Origin of the sequence: Pseudoalteromonas sp. SR44-5 (assembly GCF_014163675.1) — a bacterium.
In the GTDB taxonomy this organism is placed as follows: Bacteria; Pseudomonadota; Gammaproteobacteria; order Enterobacterales; family Alteromonadaceae; genus Pseudoalteromonas; species Pseudoalteromonas rhizosphaerae.
Genome location: NZ_JACJDT010000014.1, coordinates 88,782 through 110,831, shown reverse-complemented (window position 1 = coordinate 110,831; position 22,050 = coordinate 88,782). Strand labels below are relative to the sequence as shown.

At 41.4% G+C, this 22,050-nt stretch carries 18 protein-coding genes; 15 read left to right on the top strand and 3 right to left on the bottom strand.

Annotated elements, in window-relative coordinates:
* Positions 1-54: 54 nt before the first annotated feature.
* Complete coding sequence (locus H5154_RS10380; RefSeq protein WP_310736608.1) at positions 55-6,015, top strand: Ig-like domain-containing protein; 5,961 nt, start codon at positions 55-57, stop codon at positions 6,013-6,015.
* A gap of 122 nt (positions 6,016-6,137) precedes the next feature.
* On the opposite strand, the gene flgN is transcribed toward H5154_RS10380, so the two are convergent.
* From flgN to flgA, 3 genes are all read right to left on the bottom strand, one after another.
* A complete protein-coding gene (flgN, locus tag H5154_RS10375) occupies positions 6,138-6,569 on the bottom strand; it encodes a flagellar protein FlgN (RefSeq protein WP_182718217.1) in 432 nt (143 codons plus the stop codon).
* On the bottom strand, positions 6,562-6,876 hold the full coding sequence (gene flgM, locus H5154_RS10370; RefSeq protein ID WP_149981594.1) for a flagellar biosynthesis anti-sigma factor FlgM: 315 nt from the start codon (positions 6,874-6,876) through the stop codon (positions 6,562-6,564). The genes flgN and flgM overlap by 8 nt, the downstream gene beginning before the upstream one ends.
* 78 nt (positions 6,877-6,954) lie before the next feature.
* Entirely contained in the window at positions 6,955-7,662 is a 708-nt protein-coding gene (gene flgA / locus H5154_RS10365; RefSeq protein WP_182718216.1) for a flagellar basal body P-ring formation chaperone FlgA, read from the bottom strand.
* Between the two features lie 141 nt (positions 7,663-7,803).
* Between flgA and H5154_RS10360 the strand changes: the two genes are divergently transcribed.
* From H5154_RS10360 to H5154_RS10295, 14 genes are all read left to right on the top strand, one after another.
* On the top strand, positions 7,804-8,736 hold the full coding sequence (locus H5154_RS10360) for a chemotaxis protein (RefSeq protein ID WP_149981591.1): 933 nt from the start codon (positions 7,804-7,806) through the stop codon (positions 8,734-8,736).
* A 20-nt stretch (positions 8,737-8,756) separates the two neighbouring features.
* The gene (locus H5154_RS10355; RefSeq protein ID WP_149981589.1) at positions 8,757-9,587 is read left to right on the top strand and encodes a protein-glutamate O-methyltransferase CheR; all 831 of its coding nucleotides are present in this window, start codon (positions 8,757-8,759) and stop codon (positions 9,585-9,587) included.
* A gap of 199 nt (positions 9,588-9,786) precedes the next feature.
* Positions 9,787-10,197: a flagellar basal body rod protein FlgB gene (flgB, locus tag H5154_RS10350; protein WP_145239549.1), complete on the top strand. Its 411-nt coding sequence runs from the start codon at positions 9,787-9,789 to the stop codon at positions 10,195-10,197.
* A gap of 2 nt (positions 10,198-10,199) precedes the next feature.
* Positions 10,200-10,631, top strand: a complete 432-nt coding sequence (flgC, locus tag H5154_RS10345) for a flagellar basal body rod protein FlgC (RefSeq protein WP_149981585.1) — start codon at positions 10,200-10,202, stop codon at positions 10,629-10,631.
* Between the two features lie 14 nt (positions 10,632-10,645).
* Positions 10,646-11,338 (top strand): flagellar hook assembly protein FlgD, encoded by a 693-nt coding sequence (locus H5154_RS10340; protein WP_182718215.1) that lies wholly within the window; start codon positions 10,646-10,648, stop codon positions 11,336-11,338.
* Positions 11,339-11,394: 56 nt separating this feature from the next.
* Positions 11,395-12,750, top strand: a complete 1,356-nt coding sequence (gene flgE, locus H5154_RS10335; protein WP_182718214.1) for a flagellar hook protein FlgE — start codon at positions 11,395-11,397, stop codon at positions 12,748-12,750.
* A gap of 159 nt (positions 12,751-12,909) precedes the next feature.
* Positions 12,910-13,674, top strand: a complete 765-nt coding sequence (locus tag H5154_RS10330) for a flagellar basal body rod protein FlgF (RefSeq protein WP_182718213.1) — start codon at positions 12,910-12,912, stop codon at positions 13,672-13,674.
* 21 nt (positions 13,675-13,695) lie between these two features.
* Entirely contained in the window at positions 13,696-14,484 is a 789-nt protein-coding gene (gene flgG, locus H5154_RS10325) for a flagellar basal-body rod protein FlgG (protein ID WP_149981578.1), read from the top strand.
* A gap of 18 nt (positions 14,485-14,502) precedes the next feature.
* Positions 14,503-15,186, top strand: a complete 684-nt coding sequence (gene flgH, locus H5154_RS10320; RefSeq protein ID WP_182718212.1) for a flagellar basal body L-ring protein FlgH — start codon at positions 14,503-14,505, stop codon at positions 15,184-15,186.
* 11 nt (positions 15,187-15,197) lie between these two features.
* A complete protein-coding gene (locus H5154_RS10315; RefSeq protein ID WP_149981574.1) occupies positions 15,198-16,292 on the top strand; it encodes a flagellar basal body P-ring protein FlgI in 1,095 nt (364 codons plus the stop codon).
* Between the two features lie 156 nt (positions 16,293-16,448).
* Positions 16,449-17,417, top strand: coding sequence for a flagellar assembly peptidoglycan hydrolase FlgJ (gene flgJ / locus H5154_RS10310; RefSeq protein ID WP_182718211.1), 969 nt, complete (start codon positions 16,449-16,451; stop codon positions 17,415-17,417).
* Position 17,418: 1 nt separating this feature from the next.
* Positions 17,419-19,425: a FlgK family flagellar hook-associated protein gene (locus H5154_RS10305; protein ID WP_182718210.1), complete on the top strand. Its 2,007-nt coding sequence runs from the start codon at positions 17,419-17,421 to the stop codon at positions 19,423-19,425.
* Positions 19,426-19,427: 2 nt separating this feature from the next.
* Positions 19,428-20,660, top strand: coding sequence for a flagellar hook-associated protein FlgL (gene flgL, locus H5154_RS10300; protein ID WP_182718209.1), 1,233 nt, complete (start codon positions 19,428-19,430; stop codon positions 20,658-20,660).
* 348 nt (positions 20,661-21,008) lie between these two features.
* On the top strand, positions 21,009-21,971 hold the full coding sequence (locus H5154_RS10295; RefSeq protein WP_149981565.1) for a flagellin: 963 nt from the start codon (positions 21,009-21,011) through the stop codon (positions 21,969-21,971).
* Positions 21,972-22,050: the final 79 nt, after the last annotated feature.

The window sequence follows — 22,050 nt, the reverse complement described above, 5'->3', positions numbered from 1 at the left end:
TCCGTGGAGGCCAGTAATGCGATTATCGAAGGCGAGTACACAGTCAATGTCAGTGTGACAGACTCCGCAGGCAATACCGGCACCGATAGCGAAACTGGGGTGATAGATACAACCGCGCCAAGCGTTACCATCGATGCACCGGCATTGACGAATGATAATACGCCAGTGGTGACAGGCACATCGGATCTAGCCAGCAGTGACATTGCGATTACCTTTACGGATGCTAATGGCAGCCATACCGTGACAGTGCAAACCAATGCCAGTGGTAATTGGAGTGCCGAGGCCACGCAACCGCTGGTTGATGGTGCATACACAGTGACTGCCAGTATCACCGACGATGCAGGCAATACAGCCAGCGCCAGTGACAACGGCGTGGTGGATACCATCGCCCCAGAACTGAGAATTATACCTTCCTTCTTACTTGGCAATTTAGTATCGCTATCAGGTGATTCAGACTTACCAGCGGGAAGCACCATCACTATCACGGAACATTTAGTGGGAGGGTTAATTGGTGCAAGTTATACGGCAACTACAGATACTGATGGTAATTGGCAATTACTTAACTTAACGGTGCCATTACTTGACCTTGCCTATGTTACTGCCAGCGCAACTGATGCAGCAGGAAATATTAGTACGGTCAGCACACTCGATTTTGATAACGTAGCACCTGATTTAACGGTCAGTGTTGACGCGTTGAGCAACGACACAACGCCAGTTATTTCAGGTGATACGGATATGGGTCAAGGCACTGTGATTAATTTGACAGTGGTTGATAGTGATAATGTCAGCCAAACATTTACCGCAGTGGTACAGGCTGATCAAACCTGGTCAGTATCTGTGCCGCAAGCTATTGCACAGGGAACCTATACCGTTACTGCCTCTGTGCGCGATGGGGTTGGTAATTTGACTACTGAGCAAACGACTGGAGTGATTGATAGTGTGGCGCCAAGTTTATTTATCGATAATTTAGCGCCAACAGCAAATACTGCCCCAACAATAACTGGCAGCAGTAATGAAATAGGCGGAGATGTATCGGTCACAATTGCAGGACAAACGTTGCAAGCGACAGTGGCAAGTAATGGCACTTGGCAAGTAACGCTACCAAGTGCATTGACTGATGGTGATTACACGGTTGATGTAACGATCACCGATGATGCAGGTAATCAACAAACGGCATCTGCGACACTGACCATAGATAGCACGACACCAGTGCTTACAATCACAGCCCTTGGAGTGGGCAACGATGCGACGCCAACAATTTCTGGTACGTCAACAGAGCCGCAGGGAACTGAAGTGGCTATCGTGTTGGTTGATGCAAACGGTGACACTCAGCAATTTACAGCACTAGTGCAAGCCGATGGCAGTTATTCAGCAACTCCAACCGCTGATATTGCTGATGGTGACTACATTGTTACGGCTACTATTACTGATGCCGCTAACAATATAGGCACAGTTCAAGGTAATGGCACGGTTGATACATTAGATCCTAGTTTAACCTTGAACGGACTAGGCACATTTAATGATAGTACACCGATGATTTCAGGGAGTAGTGATGAAATAGGCGCCACGGTAACAGTGAATGTCAATGATGACTCAAACAGTTATCAACTAACTGCTGTTGTACAAGCAGATGGCAGCTGGTCAGTTCAAGTTATTGATGCATTAAACGATGGCGCAATTACTATTACGGCTAATGTGAGTGACACTGCTGGCAATCAAGCATCGGCTTCAAGTAACGCAACATTGGATACTAATGCGCCGACTATCTCGATTGCGAGTTTACAAGCAACGATGGATACAACACCAACTATCTCTGGTACCACCGATGCCAGAGATGGTACGAATGTAACGATTGAAATTATTGCCTCGGGCATTGTTGTGCAAACATTGACTACTCAAGCTTTGGCTGGGCAATGGACTATTGATGTCAGTAATGCACTTGTTGAAGGCAGCTATACTGTGAATGCAGTTGTCAGCGAGGACGGTTTAACTGGCTCGTCAAGTACTAGCCTAGCAATAGACTTAACCGCACCAACATTGGCTGTCAATTCGCCTAGTATTACAAATGATACAACACCATTAATTAGTGGCACATCAGATGCTGCGCAAGGCACTGTAGTTGAATTATTGATCACTGATAGTACTGGCACAGAGCAATCTGTGCAGGCAACAGTTAAAGCAAATGGTACATGGTCTGTAGCGCTTGGAAGTGCGCTTGCAGAAGGAAGTTATAGCATTGCTGCAACTATCACTGACATTGCTGGGAATAGCAATTTGGCTCAAACAACAGGTGAAATAGATTTAACTCCACCAACAGTGTTGATTGATCCATTAAGCAGCACCGCAGATAAAACCCCAATTGTTTCAGGGGGAGCTGTGGGGGCTGTTGCTGGCAACACCGTTGCTGTTACTTTTACTGACGCACAAGGGGCTAGTCATACCATCAATACAACACTCGCAGCAGATTTAACATGGCAAGTCGAAGCTTCCCAAGCACTTGCGGAAGGCGCTTACTCAGTCACTGCTGTGGTCACCGATACTGCGGGTAATGTAGGGCAACTAACCGCTAATGCTGTTATAGATAGTATTGACCCTGAGATCACAATTGATCAAAGTAGTTTGATATTAACACAAGACACAACGCCACTTATTAGTGGGACATCTGATGAAGCGAATGCCACTGTTGAGGTGACCTTTACTGACGCAAGTGGTACTGAACAGGTTGTAACAGTTACTACGGATGCTCAAGGTGATTGGCAAGCAGCTGCAAATACCGCGTTAGCTGAAGGTGTTTATTCCGTAAAAGCAACAATCACTGATATGGCGGGTAATCAAGGAGAAGACAGTAAAACGGGCGGTGAAGTCGATATTACACCACCTGCACTTACGATTGTCCCTTCTTTCCTTCTAGGCAGTTTGGTTTCCTTATCTGGCACATCAGATTTACCTGAAGGCAGTGTTGTTACCATTACAAACCATTTAGTGGGAGGCGCTGTTGGTTTACCTTACACTGCAACGGTTGATGCGAACGGTGATTGGAGCGTATTGAATTTATCGGTATCATTACTGACACTAGCTTACGTTGAAGCCTCGGCAACCGATGCGGCTGGCAATACCACGACTATTAGTACTTTGGATTTTGATAATACGGCGCCTGAACTAACGTTATCTACCCCTGCATTGACGATGGATAGCACCCCAACTATTAGCGGAACCACTGATTTAGGTGAGGGAGCGCAAGTAACATTGGTGGTAACTGGTCAAGGAGTTGCAACACAAACCTTTAGCGCGACAGTGCAAGCGAATGGCAGTTGGTCAGTTAATGTACCGCAAGACTTAGGTGATGGACAATATACGGTTCAAGCGAGTGTGCGCGATGGAGTCGGCAACCTAACTGAGCAGACGGCCAGTGGTGTAATTGATACTACCGCGCCAACACTCACTATAAATCCTTTATCAATTACCAGTGATGCGACTCCAACGATTAGCGGTACAAGTAATGAGTTAGGAGCAACGGTAACCGTAACCATTGATGGCCAAACACTAACAACTTTAGTAAATGGATCTGGCTTATGGCAAGTCACTACAACGACTCTTACTGATGGCGATTATAATATTAATGCGACTGTGAGTGACAGTGCAGGTAACAGTATCAATCAAACAGCGAACCTAAGTATAGATACAGAAGCACCAGAGTTAACTATAGCGCCATTATCATTATCTAATGATAGTACGCCAACCATAAGTGGTAATTCAAATGAGCCACAAGGAAGCACAGTTTCTATTACTGTGGTGGATAGTAATGGTAATACTCAAAATTTAATTGCTACTATAGATAGTAATGGTAATTGGCAAGCCACGGCAGCAGCTTTACCTGATGGCACATTCACAGCAACAGCGTCAGTGACAGATAGTGCGGCCCTGACTACAACAGCTTCAACAACAGCTGTGATCGATACCAGTGCGCCAACTATTTCGGTTGATTCTATAGGGACTATAAATGTAGCCACCCCTCAACTCAGTGGTTTAACTAATGAGCCTGCAGGTACGCAATTGAGCGTCACAGTTACCGATAATAATTCCAGTTATACTTATACGACGCAAGTACAAGCCGATGGCAGTTGGTCAATTAATGTTACAGATTCACTGGTTGACGGCACTATCACAGTCGCTGCAAGTATTACTGATTTAGCGGGTAATTCAACAACCTCAACGTCGGTAACTGGATTATTGAATACCAGTGCACCAAGCATTGCAATTGTTGCTCCTGCAGATACCAATGACACAACTCCCAATTTCAGTGGCAGTAGTGACGCTGTCGATGGCAGTGCAGTCGTTGTTACAGTAACGGATAGCGCGGCCCAGACACAAACTTATAATACAACAGTAGTCGATGGTTTGTGGATTGTCTTAGTTACTCAAGCTCTTAGCGAAGGTATTTATACTGTTACAGCGACAGTCACTGAAGCAGGGCTAACAGCAGATGCTAGTGTTAGCGGTTTAGTTGATATTACTGCACCGGTATTGACTATTAATGAGCCTGGTACTAGTGGCGATGCAACACCTGTAATATCGGGTAGCACTGATGCGGGAGTCGGTTCAATAGTTACCATAGTACTAGTTGATAGCTTAGGTACTACAGATACAGTTACTGCTATGGTACAAGCTGGGGGAGTATGGAGTGTTGCATCAAATCAAATACTGGCTGAAGGGAGTGTCGCAATTACCGCCTCGGTTAATGATAGTGCAGGTAATCAAGGTAGCAATACCGCGACACTAATATTAGATTTAACGGGTCCTGTTATTGCTATTGATGTAATCAGTGACACAAATGATTTAACACCTCAGATCACCGGCACAGTAACTGGTGCACCTGGAAATAGCCAAGTTACTGTATTGTTTACTGATGCGGCAGGTAACACGCAAACGGTTACAACCACAACTGCGAGTAACGGTAATTGGTTAATTGAACCAAATACAGCACTTGCAGCGGGTAGTTATACTGTGGATGTGACCGTGCAGGATGAATACGGTAATGCCACCACGGTACAAGAATCAGGTGTTATTGATACGGTTGCTCCGACTATTGCCATTACGAGTGGGCTGATATTAACCAATGATGCGACACCTGAAATCAGCGGCACATCGAGTGAAGCAGGGCGCACAGTCACGCTGATATTTGATAATGGTATAGCGCAAACATCAGTAACAACTACTACGCAAGGCGATGGTAGTTGGAGTATTTCACCAAACGATATTCTGCTTGATGGCAGTTATACCGTCAGTGCAACAGTGTCAGATATTGCTGGGAATACCACTGCTACCTCTGCGATGACAGGTCTTGAGATAGATACTATCCCGCCATCACTTACGAACATAGATACAAATAGTATATTGTTAGGCCTAGTTGTGACAGGTTTTGATGGTGAAACTGATGCTGAAGATGGAGCTATTGTAAGGCTTGATAATGCGCTGGCACTCGGGATCACCTTATTAAGTGATGGTGGGGCTGTTGTAAATAATGGCACATGGAATATCGGCATTGTTGATGTAAATTTGGCCGATTTACTTGGCGCAGGCTTAAGCGATGCTCGCTTTAGCATTACAGATTCAATCGGTAATATAAGAGTGGTTGATATTAATGGTCAGGACCTTGAGATAAATGGAGTGGATGTTAGTTCTGCAGGTGTTGAACCTAGCGCTGAATTCAGTGGCAGTGATAATAGTACTGAATTATTATCATCAAACGATGATAGTATTGATTTAAGTAAAATTAGCAGTGTTGCTCCGGTATCTGAATTAACACCACAACTGAGTCAATTAACAGTTGCAGATCTTCTTGCAGAGAGTGAACAAAATAACTTGCTCGCACTCGATCCTGTGAGTGAGAGTAATAGTCTGGTGTTTACAGCACAGCAGAAAGCTACTGCGGAGCCTGCTCTTGATGTGCAAAATCAATCAGAGGAAATGATTAAGAAATTAATCGAAAGCGGCAATAATCAAATTGATAGTTAATTATTGTTAAGCAAAAGATATAAGGCGCGGGTTGTCCCGCGCTTAATCACTTTCGAGATAATTTTAAATAGGGAAAGAAAAATAATAAAGGGAATTTTGTAAAACTAAAAGTAGGAGTCAAATTATGCTTTTAAGTTATGGACGATCTTACTGTTACCATGAACAACACTACCATCTTGGTCATATGTTGTAGAGGTTGGCACACCAATCAAAATGTCTTTTAATTGTTTTACTGTTAATTGTGCATGGTGGGCTGCATGAGCATTAACGTCATTCTTCTTTTTACATGACTCTAATAGCTTATGCACATCACTCGTTAAGCTTGTTACTTCGTCAGATTCAACGTCATTACCTGCAAATAAGGCTTTGAGTTCTTTATCTAACGTTTGAATTTGACTTAAAAAGGTAAGTTTTTGTTTCGCGATATCTTTAAGGCCCTCGCCACGACGGGAGGCTATAGCGGTTAATTCATCTTCTAAGATATCAGCAAGGGATGTTAAGCAATTTAGCTGCATAACAAGTTTAGAACTGATCAAACTGGTGTGATCAGCCATACACATCAAACTCAAATGCAGCGATATTTTTAGCTAGCTTTTCAGCATCGATTTGATATTTACCTTCAGTAATTGCTTTTTTTAGCTCAGCCACTTTGTTGCTATCAAAACCAGAAGATTGCTGTGCTTTATCTTGCAAAGATTTTAATTGTTGCGCTTGTGGCGTTAAGCTTACTGAGTCAGCAGTCGCTTTTGGCGTAGTTGCTTGCGCAGTATTAGCATTATTATTTTGTAAATCAATTTTTTGCTGTTTAGCATTGGTCAACACATTAGCCTGTTGCTGACCTTTATTTACTTGGCTTACCATGATTTTAACCTATACATTATCCAACACATGCCTTGTTATCGGCAACCATGTTAGAAACTTTAGCACAAATACGAAAATTTAAATAATTACCTGCACAGACTCAACACCATCAACGCGGGCATTTAAAACTTTCCCTGACTTTGCATTTTTAACCTTTACCTGCTCTCCTAAAGTACCATCTTCTAGGGCTAAACCGGAAGTTTTTATTTTCAATCCTCGAATTATTGCAAAAATAGTGACATTATCGCCTTTGCAGACCATACAGATTTGATTTAATGCAACAGGGTAACCACTGCGGATATTACGTTTGCTGCGGCTACCAATCAGCAGCTCTTGATTTTGTAAATACTGCGCTCTTACGAAATGTTTTGGTTTCATAATCAAACGTAAATGATGAGCTTCAATAACCTCCCCGCGACTTAAATTTTCAGTGGCTATAATCACAGGGGTGAGTTCAATCATACGTACATGAACATATTGACTCCAACCATTGAGGTCATCACATTTTATTTGTACGGTTATTTGGCGATTAAATGGCGGCTCAGTAGGAATATTAAATGCAAGGTCGCTGTTGCAGCCACGATCAGGTATCCGACTATCCAATGTTAGAGCATTGAGTTCCTTATCATCGGCGGTATTAGGGTCTAATTGATCATAGACATGGGATACAGCAAGTTCTTGCAATTGTTCTTTGCTATATGTTTGTGCATACAGTGGAGTAACTAGGCATAAGCTAGCAAGAAAATAAAAAACACTGTATCTTCGGCTTTTTTTTAACAAACTCATAATGTTTCGACTATGCTTATGGTTGAAAACAGGGTATAAATATTTAGCGTCAATAAACAGACGCTCCCGTGTAGTTATGTAGCTTTACAGAAAGAAAGCAATTATTGTTCCGTTCTTATTCGCTTTCTTCAGGAGATTGAAATGGCAGGCATTTTAGACTCAGTTAACCAACGTACTCAATTGGTTGGGCAAAACCGTCTTGAATTATTATTATTCAAGCTAAGAGGGCGGCAGCGCTTTGGTATTAATGTGTTTAAAGTGAGAGAAGTACTGCAATGCCCTCCTTTAACAAACATGCCGAAGTCGAATGCCTATGTAAGAGGTGTCGCACATATACGTGGGCAAACTATTTCTGTTATTGATTTATCAATGGCTGTAGGTGGCCCTGCGATCGAGAATATTAAAGATAGTTTTATTATCATTGCTGAATATAACCGCTCCGTACAAGGTTTTTTGGTTGGCGGCGTTGAGCGAATTGTAAATATGAATTGGGAAAAAATAATGCCGCCACCGTCTGGGGCTGGCAGATATTCGTATTTAACAGCAGTGACAGAAATTGAAAATGAGTTAGTCGAAATTCTTGATGTAGAAAAAATATTAAATGAAATTTGCCCGGTAAATACTGAAGTCAGTGCAGCAATAGCTAATGATGGTGAAATTCAAAAAGACTTAGGTGAGCGCATCGTATTTATTGCCGATGACTCTGCCGTTGCTCGTAATCAAGTCAAACGTGCTCTAGAGCCGTTAGGCGTGCAGACTGAGCTTGCTAAAAACGGGAAAGAAGCATTAATTCGCCTCCGGGAAATTGCTGCACTTGACTGTAAGCATGATATTACCGAGCGAGTTGGTTTATTGATCTCTGATGTTGAAATGCCAGAAATGGACGGTTATACCCTCACGGCTGAAATAAAAGCAGATCCAAAGTTAGCCCCATTACATGTTATTCTGCATACATCACTCAGTGGTGTGTTCAATCAAGCGATGATTGAAAAAGTGGGGGCTGATGACTTTATTGCTAAGTTCAATCCGGATGAGTTAGCTACAGCAGTGAAAAAATGGGTTCATTGTGACTAATTTGAAAAGGCGGTGTTACTTTGGAAAATAAGCATTTACAACAAAGCGAGTACGATCAGTTTCGTTCTTTTTTAGAGCAACAATGTGGCATTGTTTTGGGTGATAATAAGCTTTATTTAGTCAAAAGCAGGCTTGCTCCGCTAATGGTTCGTTTCAATGTTGAGTCATTGTCACAATTGGTCAGTAAAACACTGAGTCCGCATGAGCGGCAGTTACGTGCCGCAGTTGTTGATGCTATGACGACCAATGAAACTTTATGGTTTCGGGATCAATACCCGTTTGAACTATTACAAAGTAAGTTATTCCCAGAGCATAAAGAGTTGCGTCGACCGTTGAAAATTTGGTCAGCGGCAAGTTCCTCAGGACAAGAGCCATATTCTATTGCCATGTCGGTCGCTGAGTTTCAAGCTAAGCAGCCGGGTGTATTAAAAATGGGCGCGCAGATCATCGGCACCGATATTTCTAATACTATGTTAGATATGTGTAAACATGCAGAATATGACTCTCTTGCTTTAGCTAGAGGGCTGTCGGTAGAGCGCAGGAAGAAGTTCTTCAAAGATAGCGGCAATGGGATGGCGCAAGTTAACGACTCAATAAAAAAATTAGTGAGTTTTCGACACCTTAATTTATTAGATTCATACGCACTAATGGGCAAATTTGATATTATTTTTTGCCGTAATGTGCTGATTTATTTTGCACCTGAGGTGAAAGCCAAAATTATTGCTCAGTTTGCTCAAGCACTTAACCCTAAGGGGTATTTATTTTTAGGTGCTTCAGAGTCTATGTCAGGGTTAAGTAACGAGTTTGATATGGTACGCTGTAATCCTGGTATTATTTATCAAAAGAAATAACTTACCAGCGTAAATAACGCGCTAAAACGTAAGTAACTCAAATCTCATCGGTAGTAAAGCCGAATCTAGAATACGATAAAACGATGTGCCTCCACATCGTTTTTCTTTTTAAATCAAAAATTAAACACTTCATAAAATACTAATCTAGTTGGCTCACCTTTTGCATTAATCATCTTAAGTCAATTTTTTGGAGATGGTTATGGCTATCAGTTTTGATAAAGCATTTGGGGTTCATCCTCATGCAATGTTGATCCGTTCGCAACGTGCTGAGTTATTAGCAACCAATATCGCTAATGCTGATACGCCGGGCTATAAAGCGAAGGATATCGACTTTGCCTCAGCATTGAAAGCGGCAAAAAGCCACCAGCAAGGCGGCAATAACATGGTAACAACTAACCCGAATCACATTGCCGGTGGTAGTCGTTATGTCGGTAATAGTGAAATGTTTCGTTCGCCAAATCAAGCAGATACAGGTGATGGTAACTCGGTTGATATACAAGTGGAACGAAACTTGTATACAAAGAACTCATTAGAGTATCAGGCAAGCCTGCAATTTATGAGTAGTAAAATTAAAGGCCTTAAAAAAGCCCTCGGTAGTCAAGGAGCCTAAGCATGAGTTTATATAACGTTTTTGATATTTCAGGTAGTGGTATGAGTGCGCAAAATGTGCGTTTGAACACCACCGCAAGTAATATTTCCAATGCCAATAGCATTAGCTCAAGCCAAGACAAAACTTACCGGGCGCGTCACCCTGTTTTTGCAGCTGAACTGATGAAAGCATCAGAATCAACTGGTAATACGCAGGGATCGTCTGTTGGCGTTAAAGTACTAGGCATTGTAGAGAGTAATAAACCACTGCAAATTGAATATAACCCAAATCACCCCAGTGCGGATGAAAATGGTTATATCTACAAACCTAACGTTAATGTCGTTGAAGAAATGGCTAATATGATTTCCGCCTCACGCTCTTATCAAACCAATGTGCAAGTTGCTGATGCAGCGAAGCAAATGTTAAGTAAAACACTGTTGCTTGGGCAGCGGTAATTGAGGGTTAGATTATGAGTAACGACATAAATACTGCATCATCAAGCTATATAGATTCGCTTCGTTGGCCGAGTAAACAAGAGGCTGACGAAAAGACTGGTGAAAAGAAAAGTGATGCATTAACGCAAGAGGATTTCTTTTCATTATTAACGCAGCAACTGTCGTTTCAAGATCCCAGTAAACCTGCGGACAACGACCAAATGATTGCACAAATGACGAACTTTACCATGGCAGAAGGTATCTCAAATTTAAATTCAAAGTTTGAGTCTTTGGCTGCTTCAATGACCTCTAATTCAGCGTTGCAAGCATCAACTCTGGTAGGTAAAAAAGCTTTAGTTGAATCAGATACATTAGATCTTAACAGCAGTGGTGATGTCTCGGGCATGATTGCTGTTGAAAGTCCCGTTAAAGATTTAAGGCTCAGTATTACAGATGCTTCCGGACAACTAGTGAGAGTAATTGAGTTAGGTGATAAACCTGCTGGTGGCTTACGTTTTAACTGGGATGGAAAAAATGAAGCCGGTGAGAGCCTTCCGCCAGGAGAATACAATATCAAAGCAGAGGGCAGCATGGGCGAAGAATTTACTAGTTTACCCATGGCCTCTTATAAAAATATTGATAGCGTCAATATTAATGGCGCTAACGGTATTATTATTAACACTAAAGAAGGGGCAGTTAAGCTGTCTGATGTCGCAGAAATTGCGTGATAAATTTTATTTATTTTTTAGCCTATTGGCTAAATTTTATAGGTTAGAGGTGAATTATGAGTTTTAATATTGCATTAACTGGCATTGCTGCCGCACAAAAAGATTTGGATGTTACTGCTAATAACATCGCTAATGTAAATACTTACGGTTTTAAAGAATCGAGAGCTGAGTTTGCCGATGTTTATTCATCATCAGTTTTTTCTTCGGGTAAAACTAAAAATGGTGATGGTGTACAAACAGCATCTGTAGCACAGCAATTTCACCAAGGTTCAACATTAGGCACTAAAAATTCACTCGATCTTGCTATAGGAGGTGAAGGATACTTTGCTCTTAGCAATGAGTTAGGCTCACAAGATAAAACATTTACTCGTGCAGGGGCGTTTAAATTAGATAAAGATAACTTTATCGTTGACGCACAAGGTAATTACTTACAAGGCTTTCCTGTTGATGAAGTTAGTGGAGATGCAACATCAGTAAGTTTAACCTCCTCTGGGGCGATTCAAATTCCTGATTCGTCAGGTTCCCCGCGCGCTACCACAAGTGTATATTCGTCATTTAGATTGGATTCGACCAAAGATACACCGACTATTACACCATTTGATCCAACTCAATCAGGGTCATATACTCACTCTACCTCAACCAATGTTTATGATTCGCTAGGTGAGCCGCATACTATGCAATTGTATTTTGTGAAAACAGATGCAGCTGTTACAGGTAATGCTAATGAGTGGCAAACCTATGCAACGTTAGACGGTCAAGCATTCAACCCAGATGGTAGCTCGCAAGGCGCTACTGGACCATTTAACCCAATTTCAACATTTCAGTTTGATGCGAACGGCTTACCACTTAACACCAATGGTACCGCAAATACAGGCAATACATTTAACCCTGTTGTGTTAGATAGCACTAATTTGACAGGGTTTTTAGGCAATGGTGCTAGCTTTCCTAATAATGTAACTATCAACTGGCGCGATGAAGCAGGTACCTCTGCAAAAATCCCGACTCAGCATGCAGGCAAGTTTGAAAATAAAGTATTATCTCAAGATGGTGCTGCTGTGGGACGGTTGGCAAATATAGACATTGGTGTTGATGGAAAAATTGTTGCTTCTTATAGTAATGGCGACTCTAATTATTTAGGACAAGTTGCGTTAGTCCGTTTTCCCAATTCACAGGGGTTACAACAAGTAGGCAATACGTCATGGAAGAAAAGTTTAACTTCAGGTGACCCTGTAGCGGGTGAAGCAAATTCAGGCGCATTTGGTAAGATTAGCTCATCAGCATTAGAGCAATCAAACGTGAACTTAACCAATGAGCTTGTTGATTTGATCAGCGCACAGCGTAACTTCCAAGCTAACTCGCGTGCACTCGAAGTGAATTCAACACTACAGCAAGCTATTTTGCAGATCCGTTAATCTCGTTTTAATATTTTTTACAATCCGACACCTAGGCTGCTATTTATTAGCAGCCTTTTTTATTTGTGCTTGATTATATTTTGTAATTTATTACGTCATTTTATTGTGGCACTTATCTTGCATTTGCCATGTTATAGATTTTTAACGTGAGTCGATGTTATGGACAAGATGGTCTACATTGCAGCGTCTGGAGCTAAGCAAAGTTTGCGGGGCCTAGAGCTTAAAGCAAATAATTTAGCAAATGCCAATACCACAGGCTTTAAAGCTGACTTCGCGCAAGCGCGCTCAATGCAAGCTTTTGGTGAAGGCTTACCGACACGTGTTTTTACTATGCAGGAACGGCCAGGCTCTAATATGACTTCCGGCGGTATTGTTGAAACTGGACGTGATCTTGATATTGCTATGAGCGATAAAGGGTGGCTTACAGTGCAAGATGCTTCAGGTAATGAGGCATATACTAAAGTTGGCACGTTGAATATCACTCCTGATGGCGCTTTGATCACCAGTCACGGGCGTCAAGTTATTGGCGAAGGTGGACCGATTATTTTGCCATTGCCAGTGGAGAAAGTCGAATTTAGTGACGATGGTTCAATCCAAGTTCGCCCGCAAGGTGCGCCGGCTAACTTTTTAGAAGTTGTTGACCGTTTGAAGGTAATTAAGGCAAATAATTCTGAGCTTGAAAAAGGCAATGATGGCTTATTTCGACCAAAACCCGAATTACTGGAAAATGGTATATGTGGATTTTGTGACATCTCTAATGATGTGAAAGTAATGAGTGGCACTTTGGAAATGTCAAATGTGAATCCGGTACATGAGATGGTGGATATGATAAGCCATCAACGCCAATTTGAATTACAAGTTAAGTTAATGAAAACGGCTGAAGAAATTGACGAACGTCAAACTCAATTGCTGCGTATTGTTTAACTTTATTGAGAGGACATTAATATGAATCCTGCATTGTGGATAAGTAAAACGGGGCTTGATGCTCAACAAACCGATATTTCGGTTATCTCAAATAATTTAGCCAATGCCAGTACTGTTGGTTATAAGAAAAGTCGTGCTGTATTTGAAGATTTGCTTTATCAAAATATTAATCAGCCAGGGGGGCGTTCATCACAAGATACAGAGATGCCTTCTGGTCTGATGCTTGGTGCTGGTACCAAAGTAGTTGCTAATCAGAAGAACTTTTCTCAAGGTAACATGTTAACCACTGAAAACTCATTGGATTGGATGATATCAGGGCCCGGTTTTTTTGAAGTTTTACAGCCCGATGGCAATATCGCCTATTCTCGAAATGGTCAATTTACCACGGATGAAGATGGTCGTATTGTTACTGCTGGTGCAGGTTTTCCTGTGCAGCCAGAAATGAATGTACCGGATGATGCGAAGTCAATTACCGTATCACAAGATGGTGAGGTATCGGTGAAAATAGAAGGACAACCTGAGAATGTGGTGATTGGTCAGTTAACGATCAGTGACTTTATCAATCCATCAGGTCTAGAGCCTGTAGGCCAAAATTTATATACCGAAACGGCCGTCAGTGGCGCACCTGTACAAGGTAACCCTGGTCTAGAAGGATTAGGCACTGTTGTCCAAGGCGCACTTGAAACCTCTAACGTAAATGTAACCGAAGAGTTAGTTAACCTAATTGAAACTCAACGTATCTATGAAATGAATTCAAAGGTGATTTCAGCGGTTGACGAAATGATGAGTTACATCAGTCAGCAACTTTAACTAATTCGGAGCAAAGTTATGCGTAATTTATCTATAATCTTAACGGGTGCATTTATATTGAGTGGTTGTATGACGACTCAAAACCACAGCGTGGTTCAAGATGATCCATACTATGCTCCTATGTACCCAGAGCCTGCTGCAGCGCAAGTTGTACCGACAGGCTCATTGTTTGATAGCAATTTATCAAACGATTTATATTCAGATAAAAAAGCGTTACGCACCGGAGATATTATTACAGTTAAACTGCAAGAATCGACGCAATCATCTAAAGCAGCTAAAACTGAAACGGATAAACAAAGTGATGCCAGCTTAGATCCTGTCATTGGGTTAGGCGGACTACCGGTTAATATTGGTGGCGATAGTATTCAGTTTGGTGTGGGCAGCGGTGCTAAATTCAAAGGTGATACTAAGTCAAATCAATCTAATAGTTTATTTGGTGATATTTCCGTAAATGTTATGCGGGTATTACCTAATGGTAATTTAGTGATCCGTGGTGAAAAATGGCTGACTTTAAACTCCGGCGAAGAATTTATTCGTTTGGAAGGTCTTGTTCGCCCGCAAGATGTTACTGCAGATAATACTGTGACCTCTAACAGAATCGCAAATGCGCGTATTCAGTATTCTGGTAAAGGGCAAATGCAAGAGACTCAAACGGCAGGATGGTTAACTCGATTCTTCACTAGCTCTCTGTTCCCTTTTTAAAGGATGTTGATATGAATAGCTTGAAAGCGTTGCTGTGTATATGTTTATTAGCTTGGCATTCTATTGCTAGCGCTGAACGTATCAAGGATGTCTCAATGGTTGAAGGTGTTCGCTCAAACCAGTTAGTTGGTTATGGTCTGGTAGTAGGTTTACCTGGCACCGGTGAGCAAAGTCGTTTTACTGAACAAAGTTTTAAAGCCATGCTAAATAGTTTTGGTATTACCATGGCATCGAATTTAAAACCCAAAATCAAAAATGTAGCAGCGGTTGCTGTGCATGCAGAATTACCTGCATTTAGAAAGCCAGGGCAGACAATCGATATTACTGTATCGTCAATTGGTAGTGCGGGTAGCTTACGTGGTGGAACATTACTACAAACCTTTTTGAAAGGGGTTGATGGAAATACTTATGCTATCGCGCAAGGTAGTCTAATTGTTGGCGGGTTAGGTGTCGAAGGAGCTGATGGTAGTAAGATCGTAATGAACACGCCCACGGTAGGACGTATTCCAAATGGCGCAACGGTTGAACGGGCAATTAAAAGTCCTTTTATGCAAGGTGATTACATAACTTTTAATTTAAATCGTCCTGATTTCACTACTGCTAAACGTTTGGAGCAAACCATTAATGAGCTTATCGGCCCAGACAGTGCACATGCCCTTGATGCCGCTTCAATTCGTGTTATTGCCCCGCGTGATGCGTCGCAGCGTGTTGCTTATTTGTCTACGCTTGAAAACTTAGAGTTTAAACCTGCCGATACTTCGGCAAAAATTATTGTAAATTCACGCACTGGCACCATAGTGATCGGCAAAAACGTGCGGTTACAAGCGGCGGCAATTACCCATGGTGGTCTTACCGTTACGATCGCAGAACAGCAAAATGTATCGCAGCCTAACGCATTAAGTGAGGGGGAAACTGCCGTTACTAATCAAAGTATTATTGATGTTAACGAAGATGATTCTCGGGCCTTTGTATTTAACCCCGGTGTTAGCCTTGACGATTTAGTGCGCGCAATTAACGAAGTTGGAGCAGCGCCTGGTGACTTAATGGCGATACTAGAAGCATTAAAAGAAGCGGGTGCCATTAGCGGTCAACTCGTGGTTATTTAAACCATATTGACCCCCTAAGTTTGCGTTAACTTGCATTTAGGGGGCCTTGACTTGCATAATTAATCAACGCTTTTATACTTTCGCAAACTCGCAAACTCGCATTGGCTTAATTATTGCATTGTTAATACTATTATTAATCACTGTGTCAAATTGCTGATGGATACTAATCATCTCGATAAACAAAACTTCTTTGATTTAGGCAATCTCAATACATTACGTCAAGATGCCTTAAAAAGTGGTGCCTCGCCTGAAGCATCAAAAGAAGCGCTAAAAAAAGCAGCGGCACAATTTGAATCTATTTTTACGCAAATGCTTTTAAAAAGTATGCGTAAAGCAAACGAAGCGTTTGAAGACGAAGACAGCCCTTTTAACTCCAGTGGAGTAAAGTTTTTTGAAGAAATGCATGATCAACAGTTATCGGTTGATTTATCTTCAAAAGGTTCATTGGGCTTAGCCGATCTCATAGTGCAACAACTCTCTCCTGACGGGAAAAAATTTACCCCTAGTTCAGTGCTGCGCACCGTCGATGATTTTACCAGTGATCAACGTGCAACCAGCAAGAATGCTGATAAGGCGGCTGACACTCAGGCTGTCAATAGCAGCTCATCAACAGCGCAAAAACCTCAGTTTGAAAATGCAGAAGATTTTATCAGTAGTGTTTGGGAACATGCCAAAACAGCTGCTGAGAAAATTGGTTTGAACCCCGCTGTGATGGTTGCACAAGCAGCTCTTGAGACTGGCTGGGGGAAACATATCATTAATAAAAGTGATGGTAATAGCAGCTTTAATTTATTCAATATTAAATCAGATAAAAGCTGGCAAGGTGAGAAAGCCAACAAAATGACGCTTGAATTTGAGCAAGGCACACCAGTTAAAAAACAAGCTAGTTTTCGTGCATATGATTCTATTAAAGAGAGTGTGAATGACTTTGTGCAGTTTTTGATAGAAAACCCACGTTACCAAGAAGCGCTACAAAATACCGCAAAACCGGCTGCCTTTTTAGATTCATTACAAAAAGCTGGTTATGCCACTGACCCCAATTACGCTGACAAAATTAAGCAAGTGCTAAACCACACAGAGCTTAAGACATTGGCGACATCATTGGTTCGCCAAGGAGTAAATTAACATGTCGTTTAACTTATTTGACATTGCAAGCTCAGGAGTTCGAGCTAGCTCTGAGTTACTGCAAACCACCAGTAAGAACATTACCAATGTTAATACGGTAGGTTATGTACGCGAGCGTACAGAGCATATGACCATGATTGATAACCAAGTCGGTCGTGGAGAAACCTATCGTTTATTAAATGAGTTTGCACAAAAGCAACTCAATCGTGATACCTCAAATAAAACCTTTTTCGACCAATTTGTGACTGAGGCTGGCCGGGTTGATAGTTTGTTTTCTCAAGAATCCAATAGTCTATCGACTAGTATGAATTCGTTATTCAATAATGTGCAGGAAAGTTTAAATCAGCCATCATCCTCAGTTGCACGATCGCTCGTAATGACGGATGCAAAAAATTTGATTGATCAAATGGATCGCTTATCAGGCATTGTATTTAATCAAAAAAATATCGTGAATGATCAGTTAGAAATATTTTCTGATGAAGCGAATACATTAATTCAAAATATTAGCAGCTTGAATAAGCAAATAGCTACCGTAAATGGTACGCGTAACGAGGCAAACTCAAGCACCACGTACAACGAAAGAGACCTTGCTATTCGTAAGTTATCGGAATTAATTGATGTAGAGACACTTGATGGCCCCAACGGTGAAAAGCTCGTATTTATGGGCACCGGCGAATCATTAGTAATGCAAGATGGCGCATTTAATTTATTTTCGATGGCGGGCGATCCTGATCCTAATTTTAAAGAATTACATTTAGACATAGATGGCGGCAAAGCTGTGCCGCTTGATGTTGATGTGACTAAGCTTAAAGGTAAAATTGGCGGATTATTAGCATTTCGTGATGACATTTTAGTGCCAGCACAAAACCAACTTGGCCAAATGGGGCTTGCGATTGCTGATGCTTTTAATCAACAAAACCGTTTAGGAATGGACGGTAATGGCGAGCTCGGTGGTGATATTTTTACAATCCCAACGATTGGCGGTCACGCTTATCAAGCCAATACAGGCAATTCAAGCATAACGGCTACCTTAGAACCAGGTAAAGGCAGTGAAATTCCTGCCAGTGACTTTATTGTTACTTATACCAGTGGCACAACGGTAGAAATACAACCGGTCGATAATAAAGGTGAACCATTAGGCTCTCCCTCAACCGCCAATATAGTTGCTGGCGTTATTGATTCATCGACTATGACCGGTGGGGAATCTTTTGGTTTACAATTAAACGTTACAGGGACTGGTAATGTTGGCGATAAATTTGCAGTTAAACTGAATGCCGAGGCTGCATCGAGTTTAACACTGGCTACCGATAGACCAGAAGCGTTAGCGCTGGCTTCTCCAATTCGTACGGCAGATAATATAAACAATACAGGTAATGGCAATATATCAGCAGGGACTGTTACTAGTGTGACTTCGGGTGGCTTTACAGCCACGACGCCTCCGGATCTAGCAAATGGTGATATCACGATAGTGAAAACCGCTAATGCTAATGAATATACAATTACAGACAATAACGGCAGCTCGACTTTTACGATTACTCCACCTGCTAAAAATCTACTAGAGCAAGCTGGCCCTCCTTATGATAGTTACGGTTTTGATTTTGATATTGAAGGCACCACAGCGGTAGGTGATAGTTTTACACTGGAGTTTAATGAAGGTGGTTTTGACGATAACCGCAATGGCTTAATGTTAGCTGGGTTACAAAGTGGCGAGCTAGTGCGGCAAAATGTTACCACAACCGCATCGGCTGATAATCATAAAACATTTAATCAAGCCTATGCAGGGTTAGTTACTGATATTGGTGTTGTTACCAATCAAGCGAAGACCAATGGTGCTGCTTTTGAGGCATTAGCTCAACAGTCTGAAGCCTGGTATGAATCACTCTCGGGAGTTAACCTTGATGAAGAGGCTGCCAATTTATTGCGGTTTCAACAATCTTATGCGGCGTCTGCACAAGTGCTTTCAACAGCCCGTTCTATATTTGACACTTTACTTAATGCTGCGAGGTAATTATGCGTTTATCTAATAATTTGATGTATCAAAACAGTGTTAATTCGATTTTGAATAATCAGCAAAATGTCAATAAAGCACAAGAGCAAGTTAATACCCAAAAGCGAGTGCTTACAGCTTCAGATGATCCATCGGCAACAGCACGGGCGTTACTGTATACCGATCGTATACAAGCGAATGAGCAATACAGTAAAAACATTACCATGCTAACGAGTCGATTAAAGACTCAAGACAGTGTGCTTGAAAATATTAAAGGCTCACTTGAAAAAGCCTATACATTGGCAATTCAAGCAGGTAATGGTGTTTATACCGATATCGATCGTGAAGGTATTGCTGAAGAGATTAAATCTATACAAAGTAGTGTGCTTGATTTAATGAATGCTAAAACTGAAGATGGTAAGTATATATTTTCAGGCTATCAAGATAACACCCAAACCTATTCGCTTGATTCTTCAACTGGCAAATATGTTTATGGTGGCGACCAAGGCCAGCATAAAATTAAAGTAGCGGAAGGAGTTGAAATTAAATCCAGTGATAATGGGGTTGATACGTTTGAAAAGGTCAATGCCCGGTTGAATGTTGCCTCTAATGACGGCGTTGTTTCAGGAGGGATCACTAGCGCAAAAGTGTATGTACGCGAGCAAGCTCAGTTTGATGCTTTTCATAAAGCAAATTATAACGCTGATCCCGCAGCCGCGGCCGGAGCAAATACGTTTAATATTCTAACAACCCCAGGTACACCTAATACATATCAGGTTGAACAAGGTGGAAGTGTGATCAGCTCTGGCAGCTTTGAGGGATCAAAAATTAAATTTGCTGGGATGGAAATTGATATTAGCCCAGTTGCAAACGGGCAGGTAGACTTTACTTTAGAAGCGCCGAAAAAAGAAAATATTTTAAACACATTAAGCGATTTAATTGCTGGGTTAACTGACCCAACAATTAGTCAAGAAGATTATGACCAAGTATTGGCATCGGCCATGGTCCAAATCGATAACAGTAAAAATCAGGTCTCTTTAACACAGGCTGGTTTAGGTGGGCGGTTAAATACAGCTGAGAAAATCACGCAATCTAATAGTGATCTGGATGTAAATAATAAATCCTCCCGTGCAGATTTAATTGAACTTGATATGGCTGAGGCTATTACTGAACTCACGAAGCAAGAAACTGCACTGCAAGCGTCGCAGGCAACTTTTGGCCGCTTAGCTAAATTATCACTGTTCGATTACTTATAAGTAAGTTATAAGAACATCAAGAGTAAGGCAATATATTGCCTTACTCTCGTATTTTTCCAGCCTTTTAAGATCATCTCCTTACTATTTAACAGCTTAATAATTTCCTGAAGAAAAAGACCTGCACAATAATCCTTTTAGTTTTTTAATGAGCTTTATTAATTTAGTCACTATAAAATTCATTAAATTACATGAGCTTAAAAAATAATGGAAAAAAAATAAAAAAAAAGCTAAAGGATTTTTTTGCTAGACCGATAACTTAATTAACCAAGCAAAGCGTTGTAAATAACAACCACTGCTTAATCTAGTAAGTTTGAGAGTAAATGATAAGTTTACTTCTGGAGAGATATCATGGCTTTATATGTAAATACAAATGTTAGCGCGTTAAACGCACAAAGACAATTAAATAATTCTGGTAATGCACTGGATACATCATTCCAACGTTTATCATCAGGTTTTCGTATTAACAGTGCGAAAGATGATGCGGCAGGTCTACAAATTTCTGACCGTTTAACATCACAAATTAACGGTTTGAACCAAGGTAACCGTAACGCAAACGATGGTATTTCATTAGCACAAACAGCTGAGGGTGCATTAGATGAAGTAACATCAATGTTCCAACGTATCAGAACATTATCACAGCAAGCAGCAAATGGTTCAAATACTGATGAAGACCGTTTAGCGGTGCAAGAAGAGATTCGTTCATTATCTGAAGAAGTAAATCGTGTTGCAGCAGATACAACGTTTGGTGGTCAAAACCTTTTAGACGGTTCTTTCTCCGCGAATTTCCAAGTTGGCGCAGATGCTGTACAGAATATCAGCTTTAGTATGGCGTCAGTTGGCGGTACGGCTAACTCAATCGCTGGTAATAACGGTTTTACCATGTCAGGTATTGCAGGGGTTGCCAGTGCGGTAACAGGCGCAAGTTTAAGTGCTACAGCTGGAACAATTAGTTCGCAAGTAGGTTCATCAGCTGATGCTACAGGTTTTGCTGCGGTATTTACAGCAAGCGGCATAAGCGTATCTTCACAAGCGAATGCGCAAGCGGTAATGGCCGGCATGGATTCATTAATCGCGGTTGTTGATAAAAAACGCGCTGAGCTGGGTGCGGTACAAAATCGTTTTCAATCAACGATTCGTAACCAGTCAAATATTTCAGAAAACCTAAGTGCTGCAAAATCACGTATTAAAGATACAGACTTTGCGCAAGAAACTGCAAACTTAACAAAAATGCAGATTCTACAACAGGCTAGCCAAACAATTCTTAGTCAGGCTAATCAACGTCCACAGGCTGCATTAAGTCTTCTAGGATAATTGGTTGGAAATAGTCAATTAATTGACTAAGAATGTAGCGCCTTTGTTTAATGGGGTATTAACAAAGGCGCTGAAACGG